Origin of the sequence: Nonomuraea mesophila (genome assembly GCF_004352805.1) — a bacterium.
Taxonomy (GTDB): domain Bacteria; phylum Actinomycetota; class Actinomycetes; order Streptosporangiales; family Streptosporangiaceae; genus Nonomuraea; species Nonomuraea longispora.
In genome coordinates, this window is sequence record NZ_SMLD01000034.1 from 44,903 (window position 1) to 67,775 (window position 22,873).

Here is a 22,873-nt window from a genome sequence, read left to right on the forward strand (position 1 = left end):
GTATCAGGCGGAATAAGCGGACGCGGCGGCGAGGAGATACTGGATCAGCCCTCGGAGCACCGACATCGCCGAGCGGCGGTCACGGGCGTCGCAGAGGACGATCGGCACGTGCGAGTCGAGTTCGAGCGCGGCTCGCACCTCGTCCGGTTCGTAGGCGAACGCGTCGTCGAACACGTTGACCGCGACCAGAAACCGGATGCCGCGACTCTCGAAGAAGTCGATGGCGGCGAAACTCTCCTGAAGCCGCCGGGTGTCCGCCAGGACAATGGCGCCGAGCGCGCCTGCCGACAACTCGTCCCACATGAACCAGAAACGCTCCTGCCCGGGGGTCCCGAACAGATAGAGCACGATGTTGTGCTGCGGGATGGTGAGCCGGCCGAAGTCGAAGGCGACCGTGGTCGTGGACTTGTCCGCCGTCTTGCTGAGGTTGTCGATGCCCATGCTGGCCGCAGTGATCAGCTCTTCGGTGTTCAGCGGCTCGATCTCACTCGTCGAGCCCACGAAGGTCGTCTTTCCGACGCCGAATCCACCGGCGATCAGAATTTTCACCTGGATGGCCGGCATCTCAGATTCGCTGTAGACCATCGAGCAACTTCTCCAGGAGAACTCGGTCGGTGACGTGGCTGGACGAAGTGGACGTTTCCCAGACGACGACGGCTCCGCAGTCAACCAGGTCCGCGAGGAGGACCTTGGTGACCATCACGGGAAGCCGAAGGTGCGCCGCCACCTCGACGACCGAGAGCGGTGTCTGACACAGGCCGATGACCTTGACGTGTTCCGGATCGACGTCCGGACTCGGCTTGCCCGTGGTGACCACCAACGAGAGCAGATCCATCTCCACGGTCGGGCGGGTGCGCCCAGCGTTGACCGTGTAGGGGCGAATCAGGGGACCTGCTTCGTCGTCAAGCCATACTTCGTCGTCACCGGCCATGTTCATCGGTTCCTGTCGCCGGAACCTGTCGCCGACGGGCGGGGCGCGGTGTGCAGGAAGGGACGGACGGCCTTGATCAGCCGGGCCATCTCGAAACCCACGACACCCGGGTCGGCGTCACCGCCGGCCAGCACCGCGATGACCGAATTGTGGCCGGCCCACGCGAGGAACAGCCGGCTCGACTTGAGTTCGGTCACCACCTGCCGGACCTCGCTCGCGCCGTCGAATTTGTCGCTGGCGCTCCGTGCCATGGAGAAAAGGCCGGACGCGAGGGCTGCGAGATATTCGGAACTGTCGCGGTCGAGACCGTGGGCGGCTTTCACCAGTCCGTCGGAGGACAACAGCACGCTGCCACGTATGGCAGGGACCTCCTGAGCTAAGCCTTTGAGCAGCCAGGCAAGGTCTGGGTTCTTGTTGGACGGGACTGGACTCAACAGGATCCTCCTTCTCGAACGGGTGGTGATCTACAAACTGGAGTGTCCGGTCTCGTCTCTCGTGTCCTCGTCCTGGCCACTGCGCATCCCGTTCGTGAATGACGCCATCAGCCCGTGATCGAGGTTGAGATCCGTATCGTCGTCCAGTTGCGCGGGAGCGTTGCGAAGCCCGGGCGCCATGTTCGTCTGAGGGCGACGCCTCGGCAGTTCGGGGCGTTGGCCGGCACCTCGCGGAGGGCCGGCGTCGGGCCGCTTCTCCACGTGCCGGGCGGGCGGGCCGGCGCTCTGGCCGGCGCTCTGCTTCCGGCGGGTCTCCGGCGGGACGTCAGGGCGGGCGCCGGGGCCGGGCACCGCGGCCTCCTGTCGGGAGGCGGCGGAGGACTTCGGGGAGAAGAGCGAGCCCGGGGCACTGGCCCCTGGCGACGGCGGCACCGCGGGCGCCGGTGCCGGCGGTGCCGCGGGCGCGCGGTCGGACGGCTCGGCCGAGGCCGGCTGCCGTGAGACGGGCTCCTGGGTCTCCACATTGAGCAACTCGTTCGGGATCACCACGATGGTCTGGGTGCCGCCGTAGATGTTGGTCTGCACCTTGACCACGATCTTGTGCCGGCGCGAGAGGGCGGACACCACGAGCAGTCCGATACGGCCGTCCTGCACCAGTTCGTCGATGTCCGTACGTTCCGGAGCGGCGAGAATGTCGTTCAGCCGGCGCTGGGTGTCCCGCGTCATGCCGAGGCCACGGTCCTCGATCTCGATGGCCAGGCCGGCGGTCACGGTCTCCGCGTGAAGAAGCACCTGCGTGTGCGGCGGCGAGAACTTGGTGGCGTTCTCGACCAGTTCGGCGAGCAGATGGATGATGTCCGCGGCCGCGGCGCCGTCCACAGCGCCCTCGACCGGCGGCACCACTTTGACGCGGCTGAAGTACTCGACCTCGGCGATGGCCGAGCGCAGGATCTCGTACGTGGCGACCGGCTTGCTCCACTGGCGCCTCGGCACGGCTCCGCCGATCACGGCGAGGCTCTCGGCCTGCCGGCGCAGGCGCGTACTGAGATGATCGACCCTGAACAGCCCCTTGAGCAGCTCCGGATCCTCGACCTGGTTCTCCAACTCGTCGAGTCCCCGCATCGCCCGGTGTGACAGTGACTGCATGCGCAGAGCGAGGTTGACGAAGACCTCGACGGGCTGGTGCGCGGGACGGTTGTTCGTTCTCCGGCTGGCCGCGGTGATGACCGCGTTCCAGGCCTCGTTCTGGGCCTCCTGGACCTCGGCCTCAAGCTGCGTGAAGGAGCCGCCGGTCGCCATGGGCTGGAAGTCGACGCCGCGTCGCGCGGGAACCTCGCCGGCGGCGATCCGCTCTGCCAGGCGTTGCAACTCCTGCCGTCCGCGAGAAATCAGGAACCCCAGGCTCGCGAGTCGTGTCTCGACTTCTCTGAAACGGGCGGCAGAACGGTCAGAAATCTGGTGCTCCCGCTGTGCGGCCTTGTCCGCCGCGACGATGGCGACACACATGATGGCCACCATTCCCCCCACCATGACCGCCAGTGTCGACCAGGCCTGTGGCGTCGAAGGACTCGTCAGGATCAGCACCGCCACCGCGCCCAGGCCGAGTGCGGCCATCAAAGCCGCTGGCAGAACGGATGCCCACAGGTGAAACGCGCGAACGTTGAGCGGACGACGTTTGCCGCGACCGCGTGGTCTGCCACGGCCTCCGGCATCTTGGCGTTCGGGGGCGGTGGAAGGCAGGGAAGGCGCAGACATCAAGTGTCCTTGGTACACGGGTGATCGGAGGGACAACGGTCACCATAACGAGTCAGGGGCACACTATCGGTTCATTCGGGATATGAGGTGACGTGGCGTACGTCTGTTACGGTCTTGAGCGCCGGGGCTCCGCTGCAATGCGGCGCTGCCAACTGCCACGACGTGGCCTCGACCGCACGGCGTGCCGGGGGCCGTCCCCCGAAGCCGCGGAGCTTGACAGACCGATTTGCTGGCCTCTGCCCGCTTGTCACCACCTTGCTATCCTCCGAGCGGATGGCCGCACTCCCAGATAGGAACGGCCGGATAAGCAGACAGGAGCCTGTGATGAGTCTTCCCTCCACCTTTCGCCTAGTGACTCCCATAGACGAGGACGCGCACCGCCGCGCCGCCCGGCTGGAGGAACTGGGCATCCGGGAGGAGCCTGACCCTGAGTTCGACGAGTTCGCCAAGGCCCTGGCCCTAGAGCTTGACGCACCCTTCTCCATGGTCAACATCATTGGCCCCGAACGGCAGTATTTCGCCGGTCTGTACCCTTCCTCGCTGGACCGGAACGTTGACCCCGAAACGGATCCGTTCCGGACCATGGCCTGCGACCACGGCTACTGCATGTACGTGGTGACGAGGAAACACGCGATGGCGTTGGACGAAGTGATGGATTATCACCTGTTCGCCAACAATCCGGTCGTCGACGAGATCGGGATCCGCGCCTACCTGGGCGCCCCGTTGATCGACGGGACGGAGACCCTGGGCACCATCTGCGTTGTGGACACCAAGCCCCACGACTGGGGCACGGAGGGGGTCGCGTTCATCAAGGCCCGGGCCGCGGAACTGGTGGAGAGAATCCACCAGCGGGCCCGTCTGCCGCACAGCCCCGGATTCCGCCGAGACGAGGCAGCGTTCTAGAGCCGGCGTTCTAGAGCCGGCGGGCCAACGTCGCGATCACTTCGTCCTGGACCGCTCCTCAGCGCCGGGCGGAGGCCCGGCTCGGGTTCCGCCGGTAGGTGTACAGGATGAGCCCCTGGTGGAACCTGCCCACCTTGTCGTACAGCCGGCGAGCCGGGGCGTCCTCCACCGTGTTCCAGTAGAGGCTGGGGAAGCCGTGCTCCTCGGCGTCGCGCGCCACCCACTCCATCACCGCCGTCGCGACACCCCGCCGCCGGACCTCCGCGTCCACGAACAGGTCCGCCAGGTAACATCTCCCGGCGGACCAGATCCCGGCGTGGAACACGTAGTGCGCGATGCCGACCATCCCGCCGTCCAGCCCGGCGCCGATCCCGCGCACATGCTCGTCGTCGAGCAGACGCCTCCAGGTCCGTTCGTAGTCGTCGTCGCTGCGTTCGACCTCGAAGTACGTGTCCTTGCCCCGAGCCAGCCACTCCCAGCGGTCGCGGTCGGACTCGGTCAGTAAGTTGATCTCCAACATGACGCCCATCCTGCCGTGCGACCCGGGCGTCTTTCGGCGGGAACGGCAGACCCACATGCCCGCGCAGGGGCCTATTACACCCTCCTGTGCATAGTGAGCGAGCTACGTACAGGGCGTCATCCGCCTTTGACACGCCCCGCGCAGGGACACCGCCGCGATCACCCCGAACCAGCCCAGGCTGATGGCCAGGTTGATGCGCTGCCAGAGCCCGTGGTACGTCCCGGTCTGGCTCTCGGCGTCGTACAGACCAGCGGCAATCACGAAGGTCACCGGCACCGCGATCACGGTGGCGACGCAGAACCACATCCAGGGCCGCCCCCCGGTCTCGGCCGCGAAGCGCCAGGTCATCACGCACATGAGCGCGATCAGTGACAGGTAGAACGGAATGGGATTGCCGTCATGGATCAGGCCGTGCACCGTCGGCTCGGTCGTTCCGGTGCTGCCCACGGGATAGCCGGGCTTGGGGTCGGTGACGAAGACGCCGCCCACGATCAGGCACATCCCGAAGACGGCCGCGAGTACGGGGGCGGCCGTCGATCCGCGCCCGTCGCGCATCACGCGCCGTAGACCGAGGGCGAACCCGAGGACGAGCAGCCCGCTGACGACGAAGTTGGCGATCTGCACCCATCCTCGCTCGCCCAGGGAGAGCTCGCTGCCGAAGCGGTGCAGGGGCTCGTACCCAGGTCGGATCGCGCCCTCAACGAGGATCACCCCCACGAACAGCACCGAGACGACCAGGCCGCAGCCCAGCAGAAGCCGGGTGGAACGCGTGTGCGGCACACCTTCTCCTTATCGCTGATAAATCGTTGGCGACGCCACGATGCCTTATCGTTGATAAGGAGTCAAATGCGGCAGGAGACCGAGACACGACGTGAATCGAACGACGATCATCAGCGCAGCGCTGGAGCTGCTGGAGGAGGTCGGGCTCGACGAGCTCACGACGCGCCGGCTGGCCGCCCGGCTACAGGTCAAGTCCCCTGCCCTCTACTGGCACTTCCGCAACAAGCAGGAACTCCTCGACGAGCTGGCCCGCCACATTCAGGCGCGCCAGGATCTCGGGCCGCCGCGCGAGGGCGAGAAGTGGCGCGACTGGCTCGCCCGCCGGGCCCGGGAGCGCCGCGACATCCTGCTGTCCCATCGCGACGGCGCCCGCCTCATAGCGGGAACCAGCCCGGGCCCCGACATCGCCGCCACGTTCGATCGGGAGCTCCACGCGCTGGTGCTCCAGGGCTTCAGCCCCGTACAGGCGATGCGCGCCATCACCACACTCGGCTCCTACATCACCGGCTTCGTCCTGGAGGAACAGGCACGCCACCAGCGGGACGAGCCCCCACCAGGCGACCTTGACCAAGCCCGGGAGACCCCCACGCTCCTGGCCGCCATCCGCGACGGCGGTCCGCCGGATGGATCCGCCGCCTTCGAGGACGGGCTCATCCTCCTTCTCGACGGCATCGAGGCCCGCCTATCATGATCACTATTTGCCGTAGACGGTGAGGTTCTGTCATGTGGAGTGATCTGATCGGTCGGCTGTACGACGGTGCGCAGTTCGCTACGCCTGCTTCCGATGAAGAAATCGATCAGATTCAGCGGCGCTTGGGTCAAGAAGTGCCAGTCGAATTACGAGATTTTCTGCGAGGCACCAACGGGGTCCAGGATGAGTACGGATCTGGGCTGGTGTGGTCCGTGCAGCAGATCATCGAGGAGAACGAGGCGTTTCGGCGCAGCGCCGACTTCGCGCGGCTTTACATGTCTTTCGACCAGCTCATGTTCGTGGGGGACAACGGCGGCGGAGATCAGTTCGCGTATGTCCGGGTCCCGGTAGCGCGTGACGATGTGTTCGTGTGGGATCACGAGACTGATGATCGTAAGAGGGTTGCTGGGTCGCTGAAGGATTATCTGGAGCGTCGGGCCGGCTCGGACGGTGACGAGTGGTACAGGTGACCGTGTAGTCCAGCAGCCTCGGCCCGGCGCCCGCCCGGCATCTCGCGGTCGTGGTTTTAGAAGCAGATGAAGCGGCTGTCCGAGGCGGACGTGATCGGCCCGTACGACGAGCGGCAGCGGTACGAGATGAGGGACCGGCCCGAGCTTCCTTGACCCGTGGCTCCCTCAGGCCAAGGTAAAAGCGCGGCGTGCGCAGCCCACGCGCAGCCGTACGCGCGAGGACTACAGAGCGACGGAAGCACGCCGGGCGAGCGCCCTGAGCCCCGACAGGTTGCTGTGCAGGTCCCGATGCAACAGGTCCTCGATGACCCGGCGCGGGCCCGACCGCCGCACTTCGGCGGGCGCGATCTTCTCCGCGACGAGCAGCGCGCGAACCGCCCGATCAGTCTTTCCCCACAGCGTGTACGCCTCAGCCACGCCCGTGTAGTACGAGGCCCGCCGCTCCACCGTCGGGATGTCGTCGGGCGAGATGCTACGGGCGTGTTCGATCGCCATCCCGGCGTCCCCGAGCACGATGGACACTCCGATCCGATACGTGACCACGTGGCCGGCCGAAAGCACCAGCGCGGGAGCCTTGGCCGCCGCGTTCGTCGCCTCCTCCAGCATGGCGAGCGCGCTGTGCCGGTCCTCCATCCGCGCGGCCGCGATGGCGCCGGTGGACATGAGCGCCCCGTACGCGCCCCACGCCTGAGGTGCCGCGCCTGCCAGCTGCGTCTGCAACATGTCGGCGGCGCGGGCGGTGAGGTCGCGGGCCTTGCCGTAGTCGGCGGCGCGGTGGAACAGGCTGACCATATCCCGGCGGGCCTCGGCGATCGCCCTCAGGTCGGCGCTGGCGGTGGCTGCCTGCTCGCCCTGATGGGCGGCCACCCAAGCGTATGGCGGGGCGGACAGCTTGATGAGGGTCCGGGCGGCAAGGTGGTACACCTGGGCGGCCAGCGTCTGCCCGGCCGGTTCGGTGGCGGTGCGGGCAATGGGGATCAGCTCGGCGAGATCGTCGGCCAGGCCAGCGTATCGGGCCGCGGTGAAGTCTCGGCGCGCCCGGGTCATGGCACGAGAGAACTGCGGCAACGCCATCCCGGCCGACTCGGCGGGAGCGTTCGGGACGAGCGCATCACGCAACCGCGCGACCGCATCGGTGTTTCGGTCCAGCTCGGCCAGGCCGCCCGCGACCAGCGCCGTGCTCGCGCTCTTGAGGAACGTGCGCCGTTTCGTTGCCTCACCTCCTGCGCTTGCCCCCAGCATAGGCTGCGGCCCGAATTCGCTCACCCACGATTGGATGAGCCTTCCGTCGGCTCCGAGGACGTCATCGGCGAGCTCGGCGAGCAGCCGTTCCGGACTGCGTTGCCGCCGCTCAACTCGGCTCAGGTAGCCCTTGGAGTAGTGGGTGGCCTGCGCGAGTACCGACAGCGACACCTTGCGCCGCTCACGCCAGTGTCGCAGCTGCTCCCCAAAGGCCATGGTTGCCTGTTGCCCCGTCCAGGCAACCCCTCGTGTGACGAGCGTCACCCGGAACATGCTTCACCGTAACCGCGTCACCTCGACCAGCGACAGCACTCGGAGACACCCGATGACGTACGCCGAGCTACACGCCCTCGTTGAAGCCGCCGACCAGAACGCCCGTCGTGTCGTGGCGCAGGCGGCGCTCCTGCTCGACTTGCGGGGACGCCAGCTGTCCGCGCTGCGCAACACCTACCCGGCGTGGGATATCGGCCACCAGGGCGACCCATCGGGGGTGCTCTGGTGGATCGCCGAACTGCGCCAGCCGGTCACGCCGGAGCTGGTTGCGGCCGGAGTCTCGCGGATGATCCGGCGGGAGGACGCGATCGCGCTCGCCGCCACCCTGGCCTGGCAGACCGCACTGCTGCACACCGTACGCCCGGTCCTATAAGCCCCCGGCCCGCCGCCCCCGCACGACGGCGGGAAGAACGCGCCGCAAGTGGCCGACGACTCACCCAACGACATCGAGAAGGTCCGGCGGCGGCTCTCTCCTGAGGTCGTCGGCGTTCTCTGCTCTATTCGGTCTCGCTGCCGGTCTTCACGAAGCTGCCTAGGTTGGGGACGGTGTAGACCTTGCCGGCGTTTCTGAGGCGTTCCATGGCCTTGCGTATGGTGGGGCGGGCGACTCCGAACTCTTCCATGAGCTTGACTTCGGAGATCTTGTACTTGGGGCCCCACTCGCCCGAGTCGATGCGCGTGTTCAGGACTTCGAGGATCTGCTCCCAGCGGGAGCGGTCTTCGTCGTACTCCCAGGTGCGTGTGTGCTCGACATATCTGGCCACAGCATGAGAGTAGAAGGGCGTTTCATGGCCCTTCACACTGGATCGTGGAGCTTCATGGAGCTGCGTGGAATAGACAGGGGCTTACAGGCTTGCTAGCTTGGAGGTATGGCGTTGGTGAGCGAGGTCCAGGGCCCCTCCGGGTGGGGCTTCGTAGCTGCACTCCGGCCTGCCGCACCGTGCGAGCGCACTGCGACTGGAGATGGCTCCTCGCTCGCCAACGCCTGTTCATCGGTCACTGTCACCTCCGACGCCCCTGGTGCGTCGTTGGTGATCGCTCGTCACGAAGGACGGTGAGCGCTGTGGCAGACGACTACGACTTCCACGGTACGCATCCCGCCACACCTCTTCCGGACCCGGTGCTGGTGAGGTGGACGCAGGTCGAGCGGCATCCAGGTCCCGCCCGTGTCCGGAACTACACCTGTGAATGCTTGCCGGTGGTCTTCGAGTACTGCCAGACCGGCGGGCAAGGGTTCATTCGGCGGCACGATCGGACCGTCGTCCCGTGGGTCGTCTCGGAAAGCCCGAGGGTGCGGGTCAGCGAAGCCGAGTCGCTATGGCGACGGCTCATGAACGGGCAGGCGAAGTAACGACGCGCCGGATCTCCCCGCTCCCACACATCGGGTCACATTCGGTCCGTGCGTTACGGCACTCAGGCATCGTCAGCGCGTTCAAGAAGGCGCGGAAGATGGCCGGCGACGGGCGGAAGACCTCGGACCTGACGTTCACCACCCGAACGGGCACACCGATCGAGCCCCGCAACTTCAACCGGGCGTTCAGAGCCACTGTCGCAGAGCGGGCGTTCCTCGGATCCGTGTGCACGACACCCGGCACACCTGCACCTCACTTCTGGCCGCCCTCGACATCCATCCGCGTGTGGCCATACGGATACTGCGCCACTACCAGATCTCTATGACCATGGACGTGTACACCCAGGTCCCAAGCCCCGAGACCCGCAAGGCGCTCGACCGGCTGAATGAGTGTCTGACTACCGAATCAGACGGTTAAGCTCGGCGGCGTTGCTGAACAACGCTGCTGTACGGCACTAAAAAGACCCTCCAGGATGTTTCCAGGAGGGCCTTTGAGCTGGAGCGCGGCCGACAGGAGTCGAACCCGTAACCTTCTGATCCGTAGTAAGACCGAGATCGTCCAGCAGTGTCCACAGATGTCAGAAAGACCTGTTCGAAGGCGTCTCACTCCTGATCACTTTCCATAGGTGTCCATTCATATCTAGGGACGGTGTTAGCCCTTCCGTTAGCAAGATCACATCTTCTTGAGTGCCATCCCCACGAGTTGACGGCATCAGCGTTCAAGCTGAGAAGCATGAAGCGGATCAACCACCGTGATCGCTAAGCCGCGTACACAACCTCTGCGGACATCGCTGAGAAAACGTCACTTACGGGTGCCCGCAAGTAGGGACTCTCAGTTGTGTGCATGACTCACATAGGCGACAAGTCAGCCCGCCTGAATGTGTCTGGTGCTGTAGCATTCGAGTAAGCTTCTTGTTACCTTAACGCCGGTATAGTACGATCTTGTCGTTTGGTTGTTTATCCTCCTCATAACCTTTCAAGGAGGAACAGATGCCAGGCCCTCGCGACTACACCCAAGGCACCAAATCCGCTCTTGCGCATCTCAGCGGCGGACTGTGCTACTACCCCGGCTGCCCCGAGCCTGTCCTGCGGGAAGACGAGGGCAAGTACTACATCATCGGGTTCATCAGCCATATTCGAGCTGCGTACCCGAACGGTCCAAGATTTGATAAGACGATGAATGACGATGATCGCCGCGATATCAAAAATCTCATCTTCCTGTGCGAGCCTCACCATCTCCGCATAGACAAGGAGCGCCCCCAAGACTATTCAGTGGAGACACTTCACCGATGGAAGGAGCAGCGAGAAGCTAGTCCCGCTGAAGCACTCAAACGTCTACGTGAAGTTACACCCAGCGGCCTGAAGCAGATCGTCGCGGAGGGCCTTAAGGCTCGTGACGACAAGTTAATCTCCGCCCTAACACGCCTAGAGAAGACCGATCGAGGGGCCGCTATGGCTCTCCGCAGCGTCATCGACGAACTAGCCGAGGTTTACTCCAAAGGACGTCGCGCACTGGACCCAGATCTAATCGAGACTCTAGACAGGGCTTCCAGGAGGCTTTCCAGATGGGATCCTGTGCACTTTTCTGGCCTAGAAAGCGCAGCTGACAAACTATCCCGGATCCTCGACTCCGGTATGGTTGATGATCTTCTTCGAGCCAGCCGTAGATTCCCCGAGCGCTAGGGTCGAAAGCATGGAGCCTCTGTCCGATACGGACAGAGGCTACTTTTTATGCGCTAATCATACCCGATGCTGCACTGCGCCCTTCGTTTCCACGGATCAGCGTCAACCTCGAAGCAGCCATCACTCGCCTGCGCGCCACAGGCAAGCGGTCACGACAGGTATGCCGTCCTCGTCGCAGAAACCGGGGTCCTGTACGCAGTGGAGAACGATCTTTTTCCGGGGATGGAGTCGAGTATCCCTAGCCACGAGCCGTCGTGACCCTACGGGCCGACGACCGCCTCGTTGGCCAAGCCGCAGGTGTACACACGCCCGCCGTGGAGAAGACGATGGAGTATTCGCCTCGCGAGCCGTTGCGGAATAAGGCTATCTCCTCGCCAGGGCCCCAGCTCGCGTCGAAGGAGTGGCAGCGGCTGCACAATTGTACGCACCCGCACGCTGGCCCTTCGGCCACGGAGATCCCCATTGCACCGGCACCTCGATGCTCGGTGCTCGCCGGACAGGGCTGGGGCGATCGGCTGCCGCTGACCGACTTCGTCGGTCCTTGCGCCGGGCGGGACAGCTGTCGCCAAGCTCGTCAAGGTCCCCGTGCCCAAGTACAAGGTCAACGCGGCCTGACCGCCCCACAGACCCGTGCCGTCCTCAAAGCCGCTCGGGACCACCGCCTCTACGCGCTGTACGTCCTGGCGCTCTGCCTCGGCCTGCGCCGTGGGGAACTCCTCGAGCTCCGCTGGACGGACGTGGACCTTGAGGCCGGCAAGCTGGAGGTGATTCAGAGCCTCCAGCGGGTTGCGGGGCGCCTCCAGTTCATCCGCCCCAAGACCTCTGACTCGGAGCGAACCGTTCCGCTGCCACCCATCTACGCGGAGGCCCTGCGGGAACACCGGAGGAAGCAGTTCGCCGAACGCTCCGATCGCTGGGAGGAGTGGACGGAACACGGTCTCGTCTCCCCTCACGCGGCGGCACTCCGATGAAGCCCGACAACCTACGGCGCAGTTGGGGAGCGATCCAGAAGGCCGCCGGCCTCGGCGACATGAGGTTCCACGACCTCCGCCACACCTGCGTGACACTCCCGCTCAACCTCGGCGTGCCGCCCCAGGTCGTCCGCGACATCGTCGACATCGAGGTGACCATGACCATCTACGCCCACGCATCACTCGATGACACACGCAACGCACTCCAAAAGCTCGGGGACGCGCCCAAATAGCGTTCGCTCGCTCCGTCAGCGCCTCAATCCGGAAACCGATTGAGGCGCTGCTTGCGTTTGCTCCACACTCAGGCTCGTGGACTTCGATACAGCCGACTGGATCACACCTTGGCCGAACCCGAAGAGCGACCTGCGGGCAGTCGGGGACGACTCTATGGTCGCCTACCCGACATGGCGTCGATCGCCGGAGGATCCATGGTTCGGATACGTGGAAGGTTACCGACTCGCTGCACAGGCGATTGTTGATCAGGCCAGAACCTGCGGCCTGAATCATGACTCCCTCATCTTTCCCTTCCTTATGTGCTGGAGGCACTACGTTGAGCTCCGCCTCAAGTCACTGATCAACCTGGTACAGCGCGGGACCGGAGTTGAGATCAACGTCCCCAGTACCCACAATCTGGCCAAGCTGTGGGAGAAAGCTGCGTGCATGGTTGATGAGGTGGGCGCCTTCGATGACGACAAGTCAACCCAACATGTCAGACGGTTGATACTCCAACTTCACGCGCTGGACCCCACGGCTCAGGAAGCCCGATACCCGATCACAACCAAGGGCTTGCCCACCTTCGACAAGGTAGACAGGCTCGACATGCGCACGATTCATGAAGCGATGGACGGCGTGGCTAATTACCTCACCGGTACGGACGTGGGCCTCACCGAGCACTTCAGGTTCCGCCAAGAACTCGCCGAAGAGTATCGATACGACTGGTGACGTTGCTGTCAGCGTTGCTGTGATCGGACATCAGAAAGCCCCGAACGGTGATCCGTCCGGGGCATCTCGGCTGTGCAAAGCTGGTGGTCAGGGGCAAGCTCGAACTGCCGACCTTCCGCTTTTCAGGCGGACCGATCACCCTGCTCGGCTGATCGCGACCGTGCTCAGGTATGTGTGGACGGCGGCGCGAATGTGTCAGTGTGTGGGGACGTTGCTGTCAGCACTGCTGTGACCTCAGCCAGAGTCACCCGGTGCCGTGACCCGACGAAGGAGGGCCACGGCGTCGATCGCCCCAGCCACGGTCGGCGATAGCCGAAGTGAGCGATCGTCACGGCCTTGACCGGCGACCGCTTCGTGCCAAGCAGAGCTGACGGCCGTTATCTCACGTCTCACCCGACCAGATCGAGATCTCGACATGCCCCGGGAGTAGTAGGCAGGCCCGTGCCCGTAACCGCGGCTCGCGCCGCCCGAAGAACGGTGCCAGCATGCGGCCATCGTCGGAGCTTCGCAACGGCGATGCCCATCTCATGTTCGAGACTTCGGCCAGCTCGAGCTTCGAAGTGCGGCTGGAGTACTAATCCGCGAGGGCGTCTATCTCAAATAAAACCCTTCTCATTTCAGAGGGGATCTCGTCTACCTGTACCGACTTGGCAATGGCCTCGAATGATACCGCTTTAAAGTGGTTGCCCTGCAGATATGTGTTTAGCTTCCTCAATACCTCTTTGGGGGGACAAGAGGCGAGGCGAAAGGGTCTATCGAGCCAATTCCTGTCAAAGATCGGCATATACTTACGAGCGATACTGACAACATGGCGATCGCTAGACCGCTCCGCCTTCTGCGCATCATAGAGAAAGCTGGCGTGAACATCGTATTTTATCGATTCCATCGCTTCGTCTATTGCTGCCTTAATGCGATCCTCCGGGCACTGCGTAAGGCGGGAAATAACGCTGGGGATCAGTAAATAGCTTTCCAGTTCTTTCCTCTGCCAAACATGAGGTTTGATCCCTGCACTCCTCAGTCGCGCCTCGACGTCCGCAACCTGATCGTCAGTTCGGTAGTCCCTATCCAAGATAATCATAGATTGTACTGAGTCTTGAAAGAATGCCTTAGCAAACCAAGCGAAGGGCTCCACATGGTTCCAGTTTGAGTAACCGTTGATCGGAATGACAGCTAGGGATACCTCTTCGATCATGCGGGTCGCTCCCACCCGCCCAGCGAGGATCTTGAGAATCTTCAGATCCTTTCCTTCGACGAAAAGCACTCCCCGCGCTCTCAGTGCACGAGCCAATCCAAGATTGAAAGCGCTGCCGAGGGCCGCATCAAGGCCCGGCAGCTCCTCGTCTTTCGGCGACCTGATTGCGCGCCGTCGCGACTTATCGACCCAAATAATCGAAGCCCTGGAGGCTTCAGCAAGCACTTCGCTCGAATGGGTAGCGAGCACAACCTGGGTGTCTAGCGCGTTGAGTAGCCTGACGAGCCTACGCTGGAGGTCGGCATGGAGAAACACTTCCGGTTCGTCGAGAATCAGGGTAGGCAGGCTGCGTGCTCTAAAGAGATGCAGCACAAGCTGAACCCATATTTGCACCCCGTCGCCGGCCCAGACGATTTCCCGCTCATTCCTGCTTCCGGGCTCGACATAAAAAACGTCTATACTGGATTCGTTGCCGCCACCGAAGCGGTGACACACTGGGCGGCGTAGTTGGATTCCACCAAACCACGGACCGGCGAAGTCTATGAATTCTTCCCAACGCCCTTCTTCATCCAGAATTCTAAGCTGATTTCTGAGATGACGGCTACTAAGACGAGAGGAGTAGTTTGAACGCACATAGTCGTCATTCAGAATTTGCTCTTCATGCTCAAGAGGAGACAGAGTTGGCACAATTCCGATAGCCGGATAAAGTCGCCTGACCTCAGTGGGTGTACGGAGTATCACGCCATTTGACTGCTGCAAATAGAAAAATGGGACAGTCGGCTCGTTAGGATCGTCGGCTTCCGGCCACACTGCGCACAGCCTGTGACCAGCCGCCCAAGTAAGTTCAAAGCATGATTCTTCGTTATGAAATTCATGTCTAACACTTTCATTGAGTGATTCAAAGTCTTTGGATGGAACTTGATGGGCCACGTTAATCCACAGGCCGTTGTGCTTGCCAGTAATGCGCGCCGAACTTCGTTTTGCCATCCGCAAACATGACTCCGCAAGCCGGAGCGCCGAAAGAATAGTACTCTTTCCTGCGCCGTTCGGCCCGACTAAATAGTTGGACTCCTTGAAGTTTACTGTGATTCTTTGAAACGCCTTAAAGTGGTGGAGCGTAATCTGCTTCAGCATTTCATTATCCAGTTTATTCGAGACACCTCATGTAGGACTACATCGATGGTAAAGCCTGCAAGCCCTATGTGCGAAGGTTCACGAGTCTCGCTACGCGCGGGCGGTGCTGGCCGCGACCGGCCGGAGAGCCGCAGCGCGGCCAGCGACCGCCCGAAGCGCGGCAGGCCGCCGCAGGCGGGCTGCCCTTGATGACGTGGAGAGAATTTGCTTTCTAGCCGGACCGTAGCCTTGGAGCGTAGCTGTGTCGGTTGAGGTTCGAGCTATTTGCCGTGAGGCTGGGCGTTGTTCCAGATGTGGTTAAAGCTGGTGATGTAGGTGGCTGCGGGCCCTTGGTCGTGAGTGTGGATGAGGTGCATGACGGGGGCGTTGGCTGCTGGTGTGCCGTAGGCGTGGGCGTTGACGAGCAGTTCGTTGTCGGCGCGGTAGATGGAGTTGTAGAGGACTGTGCGATGCAGCCGGACCTCGACGCCGTTGACGTTCGCAAGTGGCCGGTACAGCACCAGGGCGTTCTTTACCCTGGCTGTCATCACCTCGGCACCGATCCCCTCGTCGTTCCCCCGTACGGCCACTTCCGGCCCCTCGGGGTCGCCCAGGAGGATGCGGACCTTGATGCCGGCCTCGGCTCGCTTGGTAAGGGTGTTGAGGATGGCCGCGTCTTCGGCCAGGAACAGGGCGCTGTAGGCGAGGATGTCGATCTCCTCGCGCGCTGTGTCGAAGTGGTTGCGCCAGACGGTCTGCGGGACGGCCCAGCGGTGGGGGTAGATCGCGTGTATGCCGTTGGCGAGTGCTTGGTGGCGTGGTGTCGCTTCCGGCCAGAGGTCGGCTTCGTCGACGTGGAGGAGGTCGGCGACGGCCCAGCGGTGGCGGGGGTAGGGGATGCGGCCGTTGAGCCATCGGGTGACGGTTTTGGGGTCGACGGCGAGGGCGGCGGCGACGTCGGTGGTGTTGAGCCGGGCGGCGGCCAGTGCGTAGCGGAGGTTGTTGTTCATGACCGGTCTGCTCCTCTCGCAGAACGACCCTGCTCTGCGACGTTAGCATCAGACGTCCCTAGACGTCCCTAAGTTGTGGTGTTCCCGCCCCCGGCTGCGGGGCGAACCTCGACGCACACGAGGAACCCGCAAGAGGACGTCAGGGAGGCACAGGGTGCAGACGAGCAAGTCCATCAGGGAGCAGCAACGCATCTACGCGGAGCGGCTGCTGGTCGCGTTGGGCGAGCAGTTGGCCGTGCGGGGTGTCACGCATGTGCTGGTGATCACGCAGGATGGGCGGCCGGCCTTGGACGTGACCGACAGTCGGTGCCGGATGCGGCGGGTGTTCGTGCATCTGCCGTTCTGCTGGTTCTACTGGGGCGATCAGCAAGACGAGCGGGTCTCGTTCTTGCAGATGGCCCCTGCGGTGGATCGGATCGAGCAGGCCGCGCGCAAGGGGTGGCGTGAGGGCGAGCAGGGTGACCTGAGCGTCGACTTGAACAAGATGCTTGATGCCTACCGCGGCTGACCTGGTGGCGACGGGGCGGTGGCTGACCGGTGGGCGGGTCTATACCCGGGTCGCTGATCGGCTGCGTGAGCGGATCCGGGCGGGTGAGTTCGCGCCGGGTGAGGTGCTGCCGTCGGAGGCGGAGCTGTGCCGGGTTTTCGGGGTGGCGCGGAACACGGTACGGCGGGGCCTGGCCCTCCTGGAGGAGGAGGGCTTGCTGACCACGGTCCCGTCCAAAGGGCGGATAGTGCTCGGGGACGGCCCGGCCGCCTCGTACCGGTATCAGGTGATCGCTGCGCGGTTGCGTGCGCAGATCGAGTGCGGGGAGCTCGTGCCCGGTGCGGCGCTGCCCAGTGAGGCGGAGTTGCAGCGGCAGTTCGGGGTGTCGCGGACTACTGTGCGGCAGGCGCTGGCCGTGCTGGAGGTCGAAGGGCTTGTGGTGGTGGAGCATGGCCGGGGGCGGTTCGTCCGGTAGGGAACGCCAGTGAAGAAGGACGTCCCAGGACGTCCAGCCTTGCCCTCTGCTCCGCTTATGTCCCGGATGCCTATCGTGAGCCCCGTGGGACATAGCGAATGGGCATATGGCCTGGCCAAGGACCTGCTGGCGACGACGTTGCCCCGGCGGTGGGCGCACACGCAGGGGGTTGCCGAGCAGGCCGACTCCCTGGCCTCGATTCTCGGTGCGGACGCTGACACGTTGCTGGCGGCTTGTCTGTTGCATGACATCGGGTACGCGCCGGACCTGGTCGACACTGGCATGCATCAGCTCGACGGCGCCCGTTACCTGCGTGACGTGGCCGGGGCGGATGAGCGGTTGTGCCGCCTGGTCGCGTACCACTCGTGCGCGGACAACGAGGCTCGGCAGCGGGACCTGTTCGACGTGCTGGCCCAGGAGTTCGACCAGGAACGGCCGGACCTGGCGCGGGCGCTGACGTACTGCGACATGACCACCGATCCGGATGGCCGGCACCTGGATGTGCTCGACCGGCTGGCCGAGATCCACGCCCGGTACGGGCCTGAGCATGTGGTGAGCCGGTCGATCACCGACGCGACGCCGCGCATCGTGTCGTCGGTGCGGTCGGTGGAGGCCGCGCTATCCGATGTGCGGCAGGCCGACGCCGGCTAGGTAGTGCTCGATCCGCATCCGCATCGACCGGTCCATCGGCAGCGACGTGACCTCGGCGCGGGGCACCCAGTGGACTTCTCGGGACTCCTCGCTCGGGGTCGGCTGGCCGCCGGTGGCGCGGGCGGTCAGGACGATAGAGAACTCTTGGCGGGCCTCGCCGTTGCTGGTGTAGAGGATGACGTGGCGGGGGTCGCTGTAGGTGCCGACCAGGCCGGTGATCGCACACGTGATCCCGGTCTCCTCCAGCGTCTCGCGGACGGCCGCCTCCGGGATGGACTCTCCCAGGTCGATCGCTCCGCCGGGCGCGGCCCAGTTGTCGTTGTCGGTCCGGCGGATCATCAGCACGTCGCCGGCCGGGTTGGTGACGATGACGTTGACGGACGGGACCAGGCTGTTCGGGGCGGGTGCGTCGGGGTCGTCGTAGAAGTCGATGCGTTTGGCCACGGTCACGCCTCCACGGGGACGGCTCCGGCCCAGATCTTTTCGAAGCTGTCGGCGTAGGTGGTGACCATCTCTCCGCCGGCCACTCTGCGCAGGTGGAGGATGGGGGCGTTGCCGGCGCGGGTGCCGTACACGTGCATGTTGACCAGGTAGTCGTCGTCGGCTTGGTAGATCGAGTTGTAGAGGATCGTTTGGTGCAGCCGGATCTCGAAGTGGTCCAGGCCGAGCAATGGCCGGTAGAAGACCAGGGCGCTGCGGATTTGTGCGGCCATGCTGTCTCCGACGCCTTCGTCTGCTCCGCGCTGGGCGACTTGGGCGCAGTCGGGGTCGCCTAGCAGGATCCGCACCCGCACCCCCGCCCTCGCTTTCTCTCCGAGCAGGCGGACCATGGCGGCGTCGTCGGCGAGGAAAAGGCCGCTGTAGACCAGGACGCCGATGTCGTCGGACGCGGCTGTGAACAGACGTCCCCACGCGTCCCGGGGCACGGCCCAGCGGTGCGGGTAGATCGCCAGGACTTCGCTTTCGGAGGCGGCGACGACCTGTTCGCGAGAGAGGGCTTGCGGCCACAGGTAGGTCTCGTCCACGCCCAGGTAGGAAGCGGTGGCGAAGCGGTGTTTACGGTACGGCTCGCGGCCCTTGGTGATCCATCGTTCGACGGTTTTGGGGTCGACCTCGATCGCTTCGGCCAGGTCCGCGACGCTCACGCCTTTTTGCAGCAGGGCTGCGCGTAGCCGTTCGTTCGCCATTCCACCTGCTCCCAAGGACGTCCGGGGACCTGGCCATCGTAGGCCGGACGTCTTGAACATGTCCCGTCGTGTAGTGATCTCGTCCTGACGTTGCGTCGCATCCTCGGTTGCACAACGCCACAACGGCACCAACCGAAGGAGGGGATGCAGCCATGAACAACGAGATCACCATCCCGGGCGAGACGCCCTCGTGCGAGTGCGGCAACGCCCTGGGACACGGCCAGGTCCGATGCTCCAAGTGCCTGGCCCGCAACCGGTGGACGCGCAAGGAGCGGGCCCGCAACCGGCGTAACCGGCGACGCTCGGAGGACCGGCGTCCTCCGCGTACCCCTCGCGGGCTGGCGCAGCCGGGGGTGACCTGGTCATGACCGCGATTCCGCTGATCGTCGCCGGGGTGCTCGGCGTCGCCCTGCTCGCAGGGTACGTGGCGGTGCTGGTCGGCATCCGCCGGGAGGACAAGCGCCTCAGCCTGCGTCAGGCGCCGGACGGGGCGGCGGCGTCGCTGGCCCGCAAGGTCACCGGCTGCTACGCCCGGGGCGGCGTGTCGTGGACGTAGCCAACTGCTGTTCGACCTTGGCCAGCCGGGCCGACAGGTCTTGTACGGCGGCGCGCAGCTCGGCTACCTCGCTCGCGGTGTCGCCGCCGCTGGCCGGCGGGGGTTGCTCGGTGGTGTCGCGGACGAACACGCCTTTGCCTTGCTGGCCGATCACCAGGCCCTCGGTGCGTAGGACGCCGACGGCGAGTTTCACCACCGACAAAGAGGCGTCGTACTGCTCGGCGAGCCGGGTGGTGGACGGCAGCGGGGTTCCGGGCCCGAGGGAGCCGCCGCGGATCTGCGCGCGCAGGTCGTCGGCGATCTGGAGGTAGCCGGGGCGTCCGGTGTTTTTGACCATCGCCCTTCTATCTCACCACGAATGTTCGACCTGGCCAACCGAGGGAACATTGACAACCGAGCCAACTAGGTTAACTATGTTGCTCACAATGAAAGAGGAGGTCACCGCCCATGCGTTCCGTCCCGATCCCCGTGGATGTCAGCAAGCTCGCCATCACCTGCGTCAAAGCCCCACGCCCGAGGGTGCTCAACCGCGACACCGGCGAGATCAAGACCGACAAGAACGGCAACACCGTCTACGAAGTCACCGTCTCGGTTGAGGACGAGTTCGGCCGCATCGAACTCGTCAAGATCGGCATCACCGGCGAACCACCCATCACCGTCGGCGACCAGGTCAACGTCGTCGGCCTGCTCGGCTACGTCTGGGAGATCGCCGGCCGGTGGGGCATCGCCTACCGCGCCAACGCCCTGCTCCCCGTCCGGGAGGCCGCCGATGCGTGACGCGCTCGAAATGCTCGCAGTCCCCGCAGTCCTGGTCGCTGTCGCGGCCGGGCTGTGGGCCTGGCGCCGCTACCACTACCGCTCATTCTGGCTGGCGGTCGGCTTCCCGCTGGTCGCCCTGTCCGTACGAGCGTCCTGGCGGCGGGTGGCACTCGGTTGCGGGCTGACCAAGAAGCGGCAACGCTGGTGGTTCACCACCGTCCCCGGAGCGATCGCCTCCACCGGCCTGGTCAAGGTCCGTCGCCGCTTCCAACGGGTCGCCGTCGACACCAAACCGTTCATGTGGCTGCCCCTGCCGACCCGGCACGGCTGGCGCGTCACCCTGCACACCCTCGAAGGCCAGACCCCCGGCGACTACGCCGACGCCGCCGAACGCCTCGCCCACTCCTGGGGCGTGCACGCCGTACGCGTCTCCTCACCCCGGCCCGGCCGCGTCGTCCTCATGGCCACCATGCGCGACCCGCTCGTCACCGTCGACCACCTCCCGCCCTCGTCTGACCTGCTCAAGGTCACCGTGGGACGGCTGGAGACCGGACAACCCTGGGTGATCGACTTCTGCACGGTGCCGCACTGGCTCAACGCCGGGGCAACCCAGTCCGGCAAGTCGAACCTCGCCAACGCCTTGATTGTCGGCCTCGCGCCGCAGCCGGTGGCGCTGGTCGGCTTCGACCTCAAAGGCGGCGTCGAATTCACGCCGTACGCACCCCGCCTGTCGGCCCTGGCCACTTCCCGCGCCGAGTCCGTCAGTCTCCTGTGTGACCTGGTCGGATTGATGATCGACCGGATGGGGCTGTGCCGCCAGGCTGGCGCCCGCAACATCTGGCAACTCCCGCCCGGCGTCCGGCCGGTCCCGATCGTGGTCCTGGTCGACGAGCTGGCCGAGCTGTACCTGATGGCCGACAAGTCCGAGAAAGACGAGATCGCCAAAACCTCCACCGCACTCCTGCGGGTCGCGCAGCTCGGGCGGGCGTTCGGCATCTACCTGTTCTGCTGCGGCCAGCGGATCGGCTCCGACCTCGGGCCCGGCGTCACCGCTCTCCGCGCCCAGTGCTCCGGCCGGATCTGCCACCGCGTCAACGACCCCGAGACCGCCACCATGACCCTCGGCGACCTCGACCCGGCCGCCCTGGTCTCGGCTCGCGCCATTCCTGCCGAGACACCGGGTGTCGCGATCGTCGCCGGACAGGACGGCCAGTGGTATCGGGCCCGCTCCTTCTACGTCACCGAAGCCACGGCCGAACACGCCGCCCGCACCCACGCCCACCTCACACCGTCCTGGGACGAGATCACCGCCCACCTACCTCAGCCCGTCACCGCCTGAACTCATGAAGGGAGGAACGATGCGACGCTTCGCCTGCCGACTGCTCGACACCGGCCCGGTCCTCGTCCTGGCCGCCATCGCGGGTGCCGGATCGTTCACCCACATCCGCGACACCGCCACCCAGCACGGCCAGACCGGCTGGATGTCCTGGGCCGTCGCCGTCTGCATCGACCTGACCTGCGTCATGGCCGCCCGCGAACGCCAACGCGACAAGAAGACCGGCAACAGGCGGGGCCGACTGTCCTGGCCCGTCCTCGTCCTGGCGGGCGGCATCGTCCTGTCTCTGGCCGCCAACCTCGCCCAAGCCGATCCGACCGTGTGGGGCTGGATCACCGCCGCCACCCCGGCCGCCGCATTCCTCATCGCCGTCTCGATGCTGGAACGCCGCGCCACCCACAGCCCTGCCGAACCGTCCGAGGGCCCGGCTGCCTCGTCCTCACCCGTCGTGGCATCGTCCGCCACCCCGGAACTCGTCCCAGCCAGCGAGGACGAACAGGACGGCACCCTCGCCCCGGCTCTCGTTGACTACGCCCGCCGCGTCGCCGACGACCACCACGCCAAACACGGCAAGCCCATCACCCGCGACGCCCTACGCGCCCACCTCGGCGTATCCAACCAACTCGCTTCCGACCTCCTGCGCACCCTGCGAACCGCCTGAAAGGAGAACCCGACCGATGACCCACAACCACCGCAGCGCCCTCATCAACGGGCTGCTCGACCTGGCCGCCTTCCTCGAAGCCCATCCGCAGGTGCCCGTCTCCTCCAGCGTCACCGTCCACCACTTCCCCGACCAGAACAGCGACGCCGACCAACGCGCCGAAATCGACCAGATCGCCGCACTCGTCGGCTCCGAGATCGACTACGAGGACTCCCCGTACGGCCACTACGCCACCTCGCGCCTGTTCGGCCCGGTCGAGTACCGAGCCGTCGCCGTCCTCGCCACCGCTCGCGCTCGCCACGACGCCGAGAACAGTTACCGCGGCTGCATCCAGCCCGACGCCACCTGACCAGGAGAACAGCCATGCGCATCCGCATCGACGGCACCCGAGCAGAAATCGTTGACGCCCTGTTCCAGCTACGCCTCTACTTCACTGTCCACGCCGTCTCCCGCGTCTACCCCGACCGCGCCCACCCCCACCACTGGCGCGTCTACCTGAC

General features: G+C 65.0%; 30 protein-coding genes and 1 tRNA gene. 17 read left to right on the top strand and 14 right to left on the bottom strand.

Annotated features, from left to right (window positions below):
• Positions 1-3 precede the first annotated feature (3 nt).
• From E1295_RS15735 to E1295_RS15750, 4 genes are read right to left on the bottom strand one after another with little or no spacing between them, the layout of a single operon-like run.
• On the bottom strand, positions 4-585 hold the full coding sequence (locus tag E1295_RS15735; RefSeq protein ID WP_132631017.1) for a GTP-binding protein: 582 nt from the start codon (positions 583-585) through the stop codon (positions 4-6).
• Positions 566-931: a DUF742 domain-containing protein gene (locus E1295_RS15740; protein WP_220448734.1), complete on the bottom strand. Its 366-nt coding sequence runs from the start codon at positions 929-931 to the stop codon at positions 566-568. The genes E1295_RS15735 and E1295_RS15740 overlap by 20 nt, the downstream gene beginning before the upstream one ends.
• Before the next feature lie 2 nt (positions 932-933).
• Positions 934-1,365, bottom strand: coding sequence for a roadblock/LC7 domain-containing protein (locus tag E1295_RS15745; protein ID WP_246080064.1), 432 nt, complete (start codon positions 1,363-1,365; stop codon positions 934-936).
• Between the two features lie 30 nt (positions 1,366-1,395).
• Positions 1,396-3,138 carry a sensor histidine kinase gene (locus E1295_RS15750; protein ID WP_132631020.1) on the bottom strand — a complete coding sequence of 581 codons (1,743 nt, stop codon included), beginning with the start codon at positions 3,136-3,138 and terminating at the stop codon, positions 1,396-1,398.
• A 306-nt stretch (positions 3,139-3,444) separates the two neighbouring features.
• Between E1295_RS15750 and E1295_RS15755 the strand changes: the two genes are divergently transcribed.
• Positions 3,445-4,023, top strand: coding sequence for a GAF domain-containing protein (locus E1295_RS15755; protein WP_132631021.1), 579 nt, complete (start codon positions 3,445-3,447; stop codon positions 4,021-4,023).
• Positions 4,024-4,081: 58 nt separating this feature from the next.
• On the opposite strand, the gene E1295_RS15760 is transcribed toward E1295_RS15755, so the two are convergent.
• Both E1295_RS15760 and E1295_RS15765 read right to left on the bottom strand, forming a co-directional pair.
• The gene (locus E1295_RS15760) at positions 4,082-4,543 is read right to left on the bottom strand and encodes a GNAT family N-acetyltransferase (RefSeq protein WP_246080065.1); all 462 of its coding nucleotides are present in this window, start codon (positions 4,541-4,543) and stop codon (positions 4,082-4,084) included.
• A gap of 102 nt (positions 4,544-4,645) precedes the next feature.
• Complete coding sequence (locus E1295_RS15765) at positions 4,646-5,323, bottom strand: DUF998 domain-containing protein (RefSeq protein ID WP_132631023.1); 678 nt, start codon at positions 5,321-5,323, stop codon at positions 4,646-4,648.
• 91 nt (positions 5,324-5,414) lie between these two features.
• Here E1295_RS15765 and E1295_RS15770 point away from each other — a divergent pair, with 91 nt between their 5' ends.
• Both E1295_RS15770 and E1295_RS15775 read left to right on the top strand, forming a co-directional pair.
• Positions 5,415-6,014, top strand: a complete 600-nt coding sequence (locus E1295_RS15770) for a TetR/AcrR family transcriptional regulator C-terminal domain-containing protein (protein ID WP_132631024.1) — start codon at positions 5,415-5,417, stop codon at positions 6,012-6,014.
• A 32-nt stretch (positions 6,015-6,046) separates the two neighbouring features.
• Positions 6,047-6,484 carry an SMI1/KNR4 family protein gene (locus E1295_RS15775; RefSeq protein ID WP_132631025.1) on the top strand — a complete coding sequence of 146 codons (438 nt, stop codon included), beginning with the start codon at positions 6,047-6,049 and terminating at the stop codon, positions 6,482-6,484.
• A gap of 222 nt (positions 6,485-6,706) precedes the next feature.
• On the opposite strand, the gene E1295_RS15780 is transcribed toward E1295_RS15775, so the two are convergent.
• Positions 6,707-7,990: a helix-turn-helix domain-containing protein gene (locus E1295_RS15780; RefSeq protein WP_166427247.1), complete on the bottom strand. Its 1,284-nt coding sequence runs from the start codon at positions 7,988-7,990 to the stop codon at positions 6,707-6,709.
• A gap of 61 nt (positions 7,991-8,051) precedes the next feature.
• Between E1295_RS15780 and E1295_RS15785 the strand changes: the two genes are divergently transcribed.
• The gene (locus E1295_RS15785) at positions 8,052-8,372 is read left to right on the top strand and encodes a hypothetical protein (RefSeq protein WP_132631027.1); all 321 of its coding nucleotides are present in this window, start codon (positions 8,052-8,054) and stop codon (positions 8,370-8,372) included.
• A gap of 124 nt (positions 8,373-8,496) precedes the next feature.
• On the opposite strand, the gene E1295_RS15790 is transcribed toward E1295_RS15785, so the two are convergent.
• Positions 8,497-8,763, bottom strand: coding sequence for a winged helix-turn-helix domain-containing protein (locus E1295_RS15790; RefSeq protein WP_132631028.1), 267 nt, complete (start codon positions 8,761-8,763; stop codon positions 8,497-8,499).
• Between the two features lie 1,577 nt (positions 8,764-10,340).
• Here E1295_RS15790 and E1295_RS15795 point away from each other — a divergent pair.
• The 4 genes from E1295_RS15795 to E1295_RS15805 all read left to right on the top strand — a co-directional run bounded on the left by E1295_RS15795 (position 10,341) and on the right by E1295_RS15805 (position 12,946).
• Positions 10,341-11,033 carry a hypothetical protein gene (locus E1295_RS15795; protein WP_132631029.1) on the top strand — a complete coding sequence of 231 codons (693 nt, stop codon included), beginning with the start codon at positions 10,341-10,343 and terminating at the stop codon, positions 11,031-11,033.
• A 326-nt stretch (positions 11,034-11,359) separates the two neighbouring features.
• Entirely contained in the window at positions 11,360-12,004 is a 645-nt protein-coding gene (locus E1295_RS15800; protein WP_281284749.1) for a site-specific integrase, read from the top strand.
• Positions 12,001-12,237, top strand: a complete 237-nt coding sequence (locus tag E1295_RS51845) for a tyrosine-type recombinase/integrase (protein ID WP_281284748.1) — start codon at positions 12,001-12,003, stop codon at positions 12,235-12,237. The genes E1295_RS15800 and E1295_RS51845 overlap by 4 nt, the downstream gene beginning before the upstream one ends.
• A 76-nt stretch (positions 12,238-12,313) precedes the next feature.
• Positions 12,314-12,946: a HEPN domain-containing protein gene (locus E1295_RS15805; protein ID WP_132631030.1), complete on the top strand. Its 633-nt coding sequence runs from the start codon at positions 12,314-12,316 to the stop codon at positions 12,944-12,946.
• 81 nt (positions 12,947-13,027) lie between these two features.
• On the opposite strand, the gene E1295_RS15810 is transcribed toward E1295_RS15805, so the two are convergent.
• The 3 genes from E1295_RS15810 to E1295_RS15820 all read right to left on the bottom strand — a co-directional run bounded on the left by E1295_RS15810 (position 13,028) and on the right by E1295_RS15820 (position 16,261).
• Positions 13,028-13,094 (bottom strand) — tRNA-Phe (locus E1295_RS15810).
• Between the two features lie 426 nt (positions 13,095-13,520).
• The gene (locus tag E1295_RS15815) at positions 13,521-15,272 is read right to left on the bottom strand and encodes an ATP-dependent nuclease (protein WP_132631031.1); all 1,752 of its coding nucleotides are present in this window, start codon (positions 15,270-15,272) and stop codon (positions 13,521-13,523) included.
• Between the two features lie 260 nt (positions 15,273-15,532).
• A complete protein-coding gene (locus E1295_RS15820; RefSeq protein WP_181957998.1) occupies positions 15,533-16,261 on the bottom strand; it encodes an XRE family transcriptional regulator in 729 nt (242 codons plus the stop codon).
• A 154-nt stretch (positions 16,262-16,415) separates the two neighbouring features.
• On the opposite strand from E1295_RS15820, the gene E1295_RS15825 reads away from it, so the two are divergent.
• From E1295_RS15825 to E1295_RS15835, 3 genes are all read left to right on the top strand, one after another.
• On the top strand, positions 16,416-16,769 hold the full coding sequence (locus E1295_RS15825) for a hypothetical protein (protein ID WP_132631032.1): 354 nt from the start codon (positions 16,416-16,418) through the stop codon (positions 16,767-16,769).
• Positions 16,753-17,223: a GntR family transcriptional regulator gene (locus E1295_RS15830; RefSeq protein ID WP_132631033.1), complete on the top strand. Its 471-nt coding sequence runs from the start codon at positions 16,753-16,755 to the stop codon at positions 17,221-17,223. The genes E1295_RS15825 and E1295_RS15830 overlap by 17 nt, the downstream gene beginning before the upstream one ends.
• 84 nt (positions 17,224-17,307) lie before the next feature.
• Positions 17,308-17,874 carry an HD domain-containing protein gene (locus E1295_RS15835; protein WP_342775877.1) on the top strand — a complete coding sequence of 189 codons (567 nt, stop codon included), beginning with the start codon at positions 17,308-17,310 and terminating at the stop codon, positions 17,872-17,874.
• Here E1295_RS15835 and E1295_RS15840 read toward each other — a convergent pair.
• Positions 17,842-18,318: an NUDIX hydrolase gene (locus tag E1295_RS15840; protein ID WP_132631046.1), complete on the bottom strand. Its 477-nt coding sequence runs from the start codon at positions 18,316-18,318 to the stop codon at positions 17,842-17,844. The two genes, E1295_RS15835 and E1295_RS15840, sit on opposite strands and share 33 nt — an antisense overlap.
• A 2-nt stretch (positions 18,319-18,320) precedes the next feature.
• Positions 18,321-19,061: a helix-turn-helix domain-containing protein gene (locus E1295_RS15845; protein WP_132631035.1), complete on the bottom strand. Its 741-nt coding sequence runs from the start codon at positions 19,059-19,061 to the stop codon at positions 18,321-18,323.
• 152 nt (positions 19,062-19,213) lie between these two features.
• Between E1295_RS15845 and E1295_RS15850 the strand changes: the two genes are divergently transcribed.
• Positions 19,214-19,429 (top strand): hypothetical protein, encoded by a 216-nt coding sequence (locus E1295_RS15850; RefSeq protein ID WP_132631036.1) that lies wholly within the window; start codon positions 19,214-19,216, stop codon positions 19,427-19,429.
• Positions 19,426-19,617, top strand: a complete 192-nt coding sequence (locus E1295_RS15855) for a hypothetical protein (RefSeq protein ID WP_132631037.1) — start codon at positions 19,426-19,428, stop codon at positions 19,615-19,617. The genes E1295_RS15850 and E1295_RS15855 overlap by 4 nt, the downstream gene beginning before the upstream one ends.
• On the opposite strand, the gene E1295_RS15860 is transcribed toward E1295_RS15855, so the two are convergent.
• The gene (locus E1295_RS15860; RefSeq protein ID WP_132631038.1) at positions 19,577-19,954 is read right to left on the bottom strand and encodes a GntR family transcriptional regulator; all 378 of its coding nucleotides are present in this window, start codon (positions 19,952-19,954) and stop codon (positions 19,577-19,579) included. The genes E1295_RS15855 and E1295_RS15860 overlap by 41 nt on opposite strands.
• Before the next feature lie 110 nt (positions 19,955-20,064).
• Between E1295_RS15860 and E1295_RS15865 the strand changes: the two genes are divergently transcribed.
• Genes E1295_RS15865 through E1295_RS15880 form a run of 4 tightly spaced genes read left to right on the top strand, consistent with a single transcriptional unit; the run spans position 20,065 to position 22,722 of the window.
• Positions 20,065-20,394 carry an SCO3933 family regulatory protein gene (locus E1295_RS15865; RefSeq protein ID WP_166427248.1) on the top strand — a complete coding sequence of 110 codons (330 nt, stop codon included), beginning with the start codon at positions 20,065-20,067 and terminating at the stop codon, positions 20,392-20,394.
• Positions 20,387-21,715, top strand: coding sequence for an FtsK/SpoIIIE domain-containing protein (locus tag E1295_RS15870; protein ID WP_246080066.1), 1,329 nt, complete (start codon positions 20,387-20,389; stop codon positions 21,713-21,715). The genes E1295_RS15865 and E1295_RS15870 overlap by 8 nt, the downstream gene beginning before the upstream one ends.
• 19 nt (positions 21,716-21,734) lie before the next feature.
• A complete protein-coding gene (locus tag E1295_RS15875) occupies positions 21,735-22,373 on the top strand; it encodes a DUF2637 domain-containing protein (RefSeq protein WP_132631039.1) in 639 nt (212 codons plus the stop codon).
• A gap of 16 nt (positions 22,374-22,389) precedes the next feature.
• Complete coding sequence (locus E1295_RS15880; RefSeq protein ID WP_132631040.1) at positions 22,390-22,722, top strand: hypothetical protein; 333 nt, start codon at positions 22,390-22,392, stop codon at positions 22,720-22,722.
• The last annotated feature ends 151 nt before the right edge of the window (positions 22,723-22,873 follow it).